Genomic DNA, 9,335 nt, shown 5'->3' with positions numbered 1-9,335 from the left:
CCCCAGGGAGCCGCACCCTCAAGTCGCCGCACGGGTGGGTGGGTGGGAAAACACGCCGACGGGACCCCCAGGGGGCAGCCGGCTGGCACGCTGGGCAACTGCAACCCCGTACCCCGCACACCCCGCCGGAGGTATTCGCATGAGCCTCACCAGACGCACCCTGCTGACCGCCACCGCCGGCACCGCGGGCACGGCCAGGCTCCGCGACAACCCCGCCGCCCCGCCCAAACCCACCCGCACCGGCTTCGACCACCTCGCCGCCACCCACTACGCCCCCCTCGCCGGCCAGGCGACCGGCATCGTCACCAACCCCACAGGCGTGACCCGCGACATCCGCCACGTCGTGGACGTCATGCACGCCGACCCCCACGTCGACCTCACCGCCGTCTTCGGCCCCGAGCACGGCTTCCGCGGCACCGCCCAGGCCGGCGGCTCCGAGGGCCGTTACGACGACCCTGCGACCGGGCTGCCCGTGTACGACACGTACACCAAGAGCGGTCGGGCCCTCGCCGACATCTTCACGGCCTCCGCCGTGGACACCGTCCTCTTCGACATCCAGGACGTCGGCGCCCGCTTCTACACCTACATCTGGACCCTCTACGACTGCATGGAGGCCGCCGCCCTCGCCGGCAAGCGGTTCGTCGTCCTCGACCGGCCGAACCCGGTGACGGGCCGCGCGGCGTACGGCCCGGTCCTCGACCCGGCGTTCGCGACGTTCGTCGGGCGGCAGCCCATCGCCCAGGCGCACGGCATGACCGCGGCCGAACTCGCGCGGCTCTTCAACGCCGAGTTCCTGGGCGGCAAGGTGCGGCTCACGACCCTCCCCATGACCGGCTGGCAACGCACGGACTTCTTCGACGCCACCGGTCTGCCCTGGGTGCCGCCGAGCCCCAACATGCCGACCCCCGACACCGCTCTCGTCTACTCCGGCACCTGTCTCTTCGAAGGGACCAACCTGTCGGAGGGACGCGGCACGACCCGCCCCTTCGAACTGCTCGGCGCCGAGGGGATCGACGGCCGCTGGGCAGCCGCGCTCAACGAACTCGCCCTGCCCGGCGTCCGGTTCCGCGAGGCGTACTTCGCACCGACGTTCTCCAAGTTCGAAAGCCGGACGGTGGGTGGCGTTCAACTACACGTCCATGCACGGGATTTGTTCGACCCGGTGCGCACCGGCATCGCGCTGCTCGTGACCGCGAAGCGGGTGTGGAGCGGCTTCGCCTGGCGGGCGGACCACTGGATCGACAAGCTCACGGGCTCGGCCCTGGTACGCACGATGGTCGACGCGGGGGCCGGCACGGATGAGATCGTGGCCGCCTGGCAGCCGGGGCTCGCGGCGTTCCGTACCGTACGCGCGAAGTACCTGCTGTACCGCTGAGCTGCGAAGTACCTGCTGTACCGCTGAGCTGCGAAGTACCTGCTGTACCGCTGAGCTGCGAAGTACCTGCTGTACCGCTGAGCTGCGCGGTACCGCCGCGCCGGGCCGTGCCCGCACCGCGCCGCCGCACATCCGTGCCGTCCGGCATATGGCCAGGTCCGTGCTGCCGCAGGACGATGGGGACGCTCATCGTCGAGCGGACCGGAGGTCGGGTCATGACGGACATCGGGGTCGAGCCGTACCGGGAGATCACCTTTGACGCGGACGGCGACGCCGATCCCGCCGAGCGCGCCGCCCTCACCGGCGTGGACGCCACGGATCTGGTGCTGTTCGCGCACGGCTGGAACAACACCCCCACCACGGCACGGAACCTGTACCGGGCGTTCTTCGCCGTGTTCCCCCCGCTACTCACCGCCGCGCCCGGGGTGCGGCTCGCGTACGGCGGTGTCACCTGGCCCTCGATCCGCTTCACCGACGAGAGCATTCCCGACTTCCCGCACGCCCTCGCGCAGACCGCGGACCCCGGCCTGGACACCGCGACCGTCTCGGCGCTCAAGGGCTTCTTCCCCGGCCAGGACGCGGCCGTCGACACCATCGCCGGCTATCTCCGTGAACAGCCCGACTCCGAAGCAGCGTTCACCGACTTCGGGCGACTGACCCGGCAGCTGGTGACGTCGGCGACGTCGGTGGGTTCAGCAACCCGGGGCCGGCCCGGCGGCGGCGACCTCGCCCTGGAGGACGCCCCCGGCGCCGCGCCCGCGCTCCTCATGGACCCCATCGTGGAGCTGTGCCAACGGTTCACGTCCGCGCTGGCCGAGACCGGCATGGACGTACAGCCCGAGCAGCCCGGACCGCCCGAGCCGCCCGGACCGTCGTTCTCGATCGGTGGTTCGCTCAAGCATCTCTGGAACGGCGCGAAGGAGGTGCTGCGCCAGACGACCTACTACGAGATGAAGCACCGCGCCGGCACGGTGGGACAGAACGGGCTCGGGCCGCTGATCGGTCAACTGGCCACCACACGACCGGACTTGCGCGTCCATCTCGTCGGCCACAGCCAAGGCGCGCGGCTGGTCGCGTTCGCACTGAAAGGGCTGCCGCAGGGCGCGCGCAACCTGAAGTCGGTGACCCTGCTGGAAGGGGCCTTCTCGCACTACGTCTTCGCCGAACGGCTGCCGGACGGGCTGTCGGGACCGGGCGCCCTGAGCGACGCGCAGGCGCGGCTCGACGGGCCGGTCGTCTCCTGCTACTCGCACTTCGACACCGCACTCGGCGTCATCTACCCGCTGGCCTCCGCGCTCTCCGGCGACTACGCGAGCGAGCTGCCCGGCCTGGACAGACGGTGGTGGGCGATCGGCCACGACGGGATCCAGGCGGTGAGCCCCTGTACCATGCTCACCCTCGCCGAGGCGTTGCGCGACGGCGTGCCCGACTCGGGGTGTGTGAGCGTCGACGTGGCCGCCGTGGTGAAGAGCGGCGGGCCGCCCACCGGCGCGCACAGTGACATCTGCCACCCGGAGCTCGCCCGAGTGGTGCTGGCCGCGGGCCGGATCGTCTCGGTCTGACCCGCGGCCGGGCACCGTCTAGCGGTGACTCGGGAACTCGACGACCTGCTGGTAGGTCGGCCGGTTCTGCCAGTTGATCGCGGACTGGGTGATGCCGCCGAGCGGGCGCTGCACGATGGAGTCGGCGCACCACTGGTCACCGGCCGTGCAGCCCGCGTCCCCCGGGTAGACCTGGGCCGGGGTCTTGGCTGCGGCCTGTTTCAGGGTGCTGAGCAGGCTCTCGCGGCAGGCGTCCACCTGGCCGTTGCCGCAGTACGCGCGGGCCAGCGGGCCGGCGACGGGCTCCCCGAGCACCGTACGCAGGTCCTTGTCGACATAGCTCCACCAGCCGTACTGGAAGGCGGATCCGGCGTGCGACCCGGTCGGGCCGTGCCCGGCGGAGGGCGCCTCGTCGATGCCGAGGTTGGCGGTCAGGGCCGAGTAGAGGGGGTCGCCGAGTCCGGGACGGAACTCGGCCTCGACGAGCAGCGGCCACCACGCGTCCATCAGGCGCACCGCGTCGGGATGGGTGTAGGTGTGCGAGCCCTGCGCGGTCTCACGGCGCTGTGTGCCGTCGGCCTGCCAGGACTCCAACTGCTGCACCGCGGTGGATAGTTGAGGGTCGGTGATGGGCGCGCTGCGCACCACCTTGAGCAGCTCGGGCAGGACGTCTTCGCCGCGCAGGTCGGTGACGGCGGCCTGCGCCATCGCCCGGGTGAGCGAGGAGCGGGTGACACCGCCCTGGGCGACCAGCGCCTTCACCCGGTCGTCGAGCAGGTTGACCCGGTGTACGGATCCGTCACCGAAGCCGGCCGTCGCATAGTCCTTGGCCTGCTTGTTGTTCCAGGAGACGTAGTAGTCCTGGCCGACGGACTGGGGGTGCTGGGCGGGCGGGGTGTAGGCCGCCGTGTTGGCGGCGGGGTCGAAGCCCTGCCATTCGTAGGCCTGCTGCGCCAGGACGGGCAGCGAGGGGTCGACGTTCGGGTTGCGCACCGGGTTGAGGCCGCTGTTGTAGTAGGCGGCGGTGCGGGAGTCCGCGTAGAACCAGTTGAAGGTGTAGTCGACGGACTGGGCTGCCTGCTGGAAGGACTTGGCGTCCTTGACGAACGTGGGGTCGTTCATCATCTGGAAGCCGATGATCGAGTCGGCGTCGTGCCGGTAGGTGGAGCGCAGCGAGGTGTAGGCGACGGGTTTGCCGCCGACGGTGGCGCGTGCGGTGACGATGCCGTAGTTGGTGCGCCAGACCTGCATCCGGTAGGAGCCGGCCGCGGTGGTGTCGGCGACCGTCGGCTTCCAGGTGTTGGTCTTCTCCATCTTCTCCATGGGCGTGCACACGCCCCGGTAGAGGTAGTGGGTGGCGTCCTGGCAGAGCTCCACGGCGTACGTGTCGGTGATGTCCTGGCCCGCCGACGTGGCCGACCAGGCGTAGTCCTGGCCGCGCCCGAGCTGGACGTACATGCCGACGCCGGCGAACGAGGCGCCGCGGGCGCTGATGCCGGGCCCCTGGATCTCCTGGAGCATCAGCAACTGTGGCGCGAAGTAGCCGGTTTGAGGGCCGAACACCGCCACGGGGTTCCCGCTCGCGGTGTGCGAGCCGGACACGACGAGCGCGTTGGACATGCCGCGCGGCTTGCCGAGGTCGACGCCGGGGAGCGCGCCGGTGTCGTACATGCCCTTCAGCGGCTTCAGTTTCTGCGGGACCTTCACGTCGGCCTTGGCGCCCGTGACCGCCGAGCCCGTGCGGTCGTAGACGAGCTGTTCGGGGACGACGGAGCCCGGGTCGGGCATCGCGGCGCCCTTGGCGTCGGCCGGTTTGCCCGCGTAGGGGAAGCTGGTGCCGTCGTGGACGGTGAGCGCGGCCTCGGGGTCGTTGCGCTCGCGGAAGGACTCCCAGACCTTGGTGCCGTCGGCCAGGCCGTACTTGGCCTGCGCGGCCTGGAGCGAGAGCGCGGCCTGCACCTCGCCGCCCCCGCCGCCGCCGAAGAGACCGCCCACCACGGAGGCGAGCGCGATCAGGTCGGTGAGTTTGAAGGGCTGGATCTCCCCCACGTTGGTGATGGCGTCGATCTTGCCGGTGAGAACGTACTCGCCGGGGAAGTAGCGGCCGTCCTTGGACTGCTTGGCGTAGGCGTTGATGCCGTCCACATAGGCCTGGGCATCGGCCATGGCCTGTTCGCCGCGGGGGCCGTTCGCGGTGCGGATGCGGTCGACCTGCGCCTGGAGATCGGCTTCGGTGTACGGGGCCTGCGGCCAGAATTCCTGCTCAAGCCCCTGGTTGGCGAGGGCGCCGCCGGCGAAGGAGGTGAGTTCGCCGCGCCCGATGTGGCGGAACAGGTCCATGAGCCAGAGCCGGTCCTGCCCGGCCGCGTACCCGGCGCCGTACTCGGTCCCGTACCGCGTGGTGCCCTTGATGTGCGGCACGCCCGTCGCCTTGTCGCGGGTGATGGTGACGTCGGGGCGGGGCGAAGTGGCCGACTGCGCCTGCCCGTTCGGGACGCCGAAGGAGGCGTCGTTGAAGAAGGTGTTGAGCTTGTCGTCGGTGAGCGAGGACTGGCCGGCGACGAGGGCGTCGTACTTGCCGAGCTCGTCGTCGCTGTGGGCGGGGTGGGTCCCGAACACCTTGTTCGCGAGGATCTCGGCGAGGGTGGCGTTGCCGTTGGCGCCGGGGGGCAGGATGTCCGAACACTGCCCCTGGCAGTGGTCGCCGTCGGTCGGCTCGGCGGCGCCGGCCGGCACCACGGGGCCGAGCAGGGCGGCACAGAGGGCGGTCACGGTGGCGGCGCAGGCGGCGGCCCTGCCCCGTCCGATGCCGCCCGTCAGGCGCCGAAGTCCCTTGGATGTGCGGGTGGGTTGACGATCGGTTCTGAGCCTTGCGGTGCGTCGTCGCATGCGCGCTCCTAGTGGGGGCCGATGCGCGGGAGGCTACTCAGGAGTACGACGCTGCGTAAGGTGAACATGCGTCACCTTCTCCGAATCCTTACACGCCCGCACACACCCGTCCGATCACCTCGGGCGGCAGCGGGGCTCCGCGGAGCGGAGGAATACCCAAGATGCCTCTGGTGCCCAAGCACCCCTGGAGAACAGACCGGTTGAAGGGATTCCCGTTGCGCCGGAGGCTTGGTGTCGCGGCGTCCGGTGCCGCCCGGGGATCCGCCCCGAACCCGTGCTCTGCCTGGCGGTTCGGCCGTTCCGGCAGGTCGGCGGGGCGACCGCTGCATATGGGCCACGTTCCGAGGAAGTCGTGAGAAACCGATTCCAATTCTTGGGACAGGGTAGGCGAAACCCCCGTAATGGACGTCATCGGAAATTCGATGGAGCCGGATCGCCTTCGGGTACGTCCATTCCTCGACGCCGAAGTACGAGCGACGGAGGTGGCAGGGCCATGGCTGGATTCCGCAGTCTGGCAAGACAGGTGCGAGACCCGCGCAACGATCTCGCGCTGCGGCGGTACTCGCTGCGCAAGTGCCTTGAGCGGTTCGCCCCTTACGGACACCGGGCGACTTGGGACCATCTGTGCGGCAGGCACCGCATCGGACCCGAGGACCGGGCCCCCGATCCGGCGCGGCTGGTGGCCGCGCTCGACGAGCTGGAGGCGGCGCGGGCCGTCTGGCTCGCCTACGAAGTGGAGTTCGCCAAGCGCAGGAAGCGCGAGAAGCACGCCGGGCTGCGCCGCCCTGGCTCCTTCGACGACTGGCACCGGCGCACCTGGGGCGGTTTCGGGGTGGCATGGTGCGACGACCCCCGGACCCACCCCACCGAACCGCTGGCCGACGTCCTCGGCCGCATGATCTCGGCGCTGCGGGCCGAGCCCGGCACGCACTGTCCCGTGTGCGACGAGAACCGTCTGGTGTGGAGCCAGGACCTGGACCACGATCCCTGGTTCGGACCGGTCTGCTCGGGATGCGGAATCCTGGTCCCGCAACCGGTGCTGACCTGCGAGGCGCTGGCGCGGGCGAAGGCGGCACGGCGCCGAGAGCTGGCATCGGTGGCGTGAGCCGCGCGGGGGCGAGCCGGCTCTCCCCCGCGTGGTCGCCGAGCCATGACACATGACACATGAGCCATGACGCAGATCCGCCCCCACGGGGTGCGAGGCGCGGAGGACGGCACTGGGCCGCCCGCAGGAGGCGGCGGGCCGTGCGGGCGGGGCCCCGTCAGGTCTTGCGCTCCGCCAGGAGTCGGGAGCCGGCCAGCCCGGTGCCGAATACGTCGTCCGGGTTGGACAGGACGCAGGTGTCCAGGGAGAGGCAGCCGCAGCCGATGCAGTCCGTGAGGTGATCGCGCAGGCGGCCCAACTGCGCTATGCGCCGGTCGAGTTCGGACCGCCACGTCTCGGAGAGCCGCGCCCAGTCCTCCCTCGTGGGGGTGCGCTCCTCGGGAAGCTCGGCCAGCGCGTCCCGGATCGTTGCCAGCGGAATTCCCACGCGCTGCGCGGCCCGCACGAAGGCGACGCGGCGCAGGGTGTCCCTGCCGTAGCGGCGCTGGTTGCCCGAGGTGCGGCGGCTGGTGATGAGGCCCTTGGACTCGTAGAAGTGCAGGGCGGACACGGCCGCCCCGCTGCGTGCGGACAGCTGCCCGACCGTGAGTTCGTGGATCTTCTCTGGAATCTGCGGCACCCCTCGAACCCTACTGGCCGCGCCCGCGCCGCCCACCGCCTCCTTACCGCTTCCCCGTCCCGTACGTCGGGTCCCGTACGTCGTTGACAGGACAGGCGGCCCCAACCATGCTGAGGTGGCTGAGCAAGCGCTTGGACATGACCGCGAGAGCGTCGCGAGAGGCAGGGACCAGGGACATGGCAGAGCCGAGGATCTTCACGTCCGCCGAGGAGCTGAAGGCCGGTGTGGGCGAGCAGCTCGGGCACAGTGACTGGCTGGAGATCGACCAGAAGCGGATCGACCTTTTCGCCGATGCCACCGGCGACCACCAGTGGATCCACGTCGACCCGGAGCGGGCCGCGGCCGGACCGTTCAAGACGACGATCGCGCACGGCTACCTCACGCTCTCGCTGCTGCCGACGCTGGTCCCGCAGGTGCTGCGCGTCGAGGGCATGAAGATGGGCATCAACTACGGCACCGACAAGGTCCGTTTCCCCGCGCCCGTGCCGGTCGGCTCGCGGCTGCGCGCCACGGCCGAGCTGACGCAGGTCGTGGAGGCCGGCGGCGGCGTCCAGGTCACCGCGAAGGTCACCGTGGAGCGCGAGGGCGGCGACAAGCCGGTGTGCGTGGCGGAATCGGTCTCGCGCTACTTCTTCTGAGCCGACTTCTTCTGCGCGCACTTCATCGGAGCCGACTTCTTTGGCGCGCACTTCCTCGGAGCGGACTTTTTCTGCACTAACCCGTCGCCTTCGCCCGAGCCGGCCCCTCGGGCCCGGTTCGCCCGCTCGGGGCGGCCGGGCCCTGCTCCGTCACTTCTGGACGCCCACCATGCGCAGCACGAGGTCGGCGTAGAGCGCGCCGACCTCGTCGGGTGTGCGTCGGCCCTCGGTGTTGAACCAGCGGGCCACGTCGATGCAGAGCGAGAGCACGGCGAGCGTGGTGCCCGGTACGTCCGGCACGTCGAACTCGCCCGCCGCCACACCCTCGTTGAGGATGCGGCGCACCGCGGCATCGCTCCGCCTGCGCAGCTCCACGATCTCGGCCCGGTGCTCGGCGCCGAGCGCGTCGAGCTCGTACTGGACCACACGGGCCGTCATGTGATGGCCCGCGTGCCAGCGGACGAAGGAGCGCACCGCGGCGGCGAGCCGGTCGGCGGCGCCGCCTTCTCCGTCGGCCGCGGACTCGAGGATCTCCAGTGCCTTGTCGTGGCCGATCCGGCTGATCCGGTGGAGCAGCTCTTCCTTGGTCTTGTAGTGGATGTAGAGCGCGGCCGGGCTCATGCCGGCCCGGCCCGCGATGTCACGGGTCGTGGTGGCGTGGTAGCCGCGCTCGGCGAACGCCTCGACGGCGGCGACGAGCAGCCGCCTGGCAGCCTCGGGCGTGACCTCGCCCCACGGCTTCTCCTCGCCGCCGGCCGTCTCGTCAGTCACGTCAGCCATGCCCATCGCTCGCCCCTCTCGTCCGTCCGCGCTTCGTCCAGCAGGACGAACACCATACCCCGAGGGTGAGCAAGCGCTTAGAGCTTCTGGAACGGGTCGTGCTCGGCGAGGAGCTTCTCCAGGCGTGCCTGGTCGACGCGGCTGACGATCTGGCCGGCTTCCTGACGGTCCCTGATCACCTTGGCCAGGGTGAAGGCGGACGTCACGAGGTAGAGGACGGCCATGGCGAGAAAGGCGCGGACCCAGGCGTCGGCCTGGAGACGGAGGATGCCGACCGCGGTGGCGCCGAGCGCGATGGCGAAGGCGGCGACGGCCTGCCCGTAGTAGGCACCGGTGTTCTGCTGCTTGACCTGTGTCTCACTCATGGCAGACAGCATCGGGCGGATGT

8 protein-coding genes are annotated in these 9,335 nt (G+C 70.7%); 4 read left to right on the top strand and 4 right to left on the bottom strand.

Annotation, left to right across the window (positions count from 1 at the left end):
- Window positions 1-139 precede the first annotated feature (139 nt).
- Window positions 140-1,375: a DUF1343 domain-containing protein gene (locus AB0D31_RS15625; RefSeq protein ID WP_362722394.1), complete on the top strand. Its 1,236-nt coding sequence runs from the start codon at window positions 140-142 to the stop codon at window positions 1,373-1,375.
- A 215-nt stretch (window positions 1,376-1,590) separates the two neighbouring features.
- Window positions 1,591-2,937 carry a serine-threonine protein kinase gene (locus tag AB0D31_RS15620; RefSeq protein ID WP_362722392.1) on the top strand — a complete coding sequence of 449 codons (1,347 nt, stop codon included), beginning with the start codon at window positions 1,591-1,593 and terminating at the stop codon, window positions 2,935-2,937.
- Between the two features lie 18 nt (window positions 2,938-2,955).
- Here the strand turns inward: AB0D31_RS15620 and AB0D31_RS15615 are convergent, their stop codons facing one another.
- Window positions 2,956-5,805 carry a penicillin acylase family protein gene (locus AB0D31_RS15615; RefSeq protein ID WP_362722389.1) on the bottom strand — a complete coding sequence of 950 codons (2,850 nt, stop codon included), beginning with the start codon at window positions 5,803-5,805 and terminating at the stop codon, window positions 2,956-2,958.
- A gap of 493 nt (window positions 5,806-6,298) precedes the next feature.
- Between AB0D31_RS15615 and AB0D31_RS15610 the strand changes: the two genes are divergently transcribed.
- The gene (locus AB0D31_RS15610) at window positions 6,299-6,910 is read left to right on the top strand and encodes a hypothetical protein (protein ID WP_362722387.1); all 612 of its coding nucleotides are present in this window, start codon (window positions 6,299-6,301) and stop codon (window positions 6,908-6,910) included.
- A gap of 157 nt (window positions 6,911-7,067) precedes the next feature.
- Here the strand turns inward: AB0D31_RS15610 and soxR are convergent, their stop codons facing one another.
- Complete coding sequence (gene soxR, locus AB0D31_RS15605; RefSeq protein ID WP_362722384.1) at window positions 7,068-7,529, bottom strand: redox-sensitive transcriptional activator SoxR; 462 nt, start codon at window positions 7,527-7,529, stop codon at window positions 7,068-7,070.
- Between the two features lie 176 nt (window positions 7,530-7,705).
- On the opposite strand from soxR, the gene AB0D31_RS15600 reads away from it, so the two are divergent.
- Entirely contained in the window at window positions 7,706-8,167 is a 462-nt protein-coding gene (locus AB0D31_RS15600) for a MaoC family dehydratase (RefSeq protein WP_362722381.1), read from the top strand.
- A 150-nt stretch (window positions 8,168-8,317) separates the two neighbouring features.
- Here AB0D31_RS15600 and AB0D31_RS15595 read toward each other — a convergent pair whose 3' ends face one another.
- Window positions 8,318-8,947: a TetR/AcrR family transcriptional regulator gene (locus tag AB0D31_RS15595; RefSeq protein ID WP_362722378.1), complete on the bottom strand. Its 630-nt coding sequence runs from the start codon at window positions 8,945-8,947 to the stop codon at window positions 8,318-8,320.
- A gap of 77 nt (window positions 8,948-9,024) precedes the next feature.
- A complete protein-coding gene (locus tag AB0D31_RS15590) occupies window positions 9,025-9,312 on the bottom strand; it encodes a YiaA/YiaB family inner membrane protein (protein ID WP_362722375.1) in 288 nt (95 codons plus the stop codon).
- Window positions 9,313-9,335 lie beyond the last annotated feature (23 nt).

The organism is Streptomyces sp. NPDC048361 (assembly GCF_040651795.1).
Taxonomy (GTDB): domain Bacteria; phylum Actinomycetota; class Actinomycetes; order Streptomycetales; family Streptomycetaceae; genus Streptomyces.
Note: the sequence above shows the minus strand (reverse complement) of the source record. Positions and strands in the feature narration are given on the sequence as shown.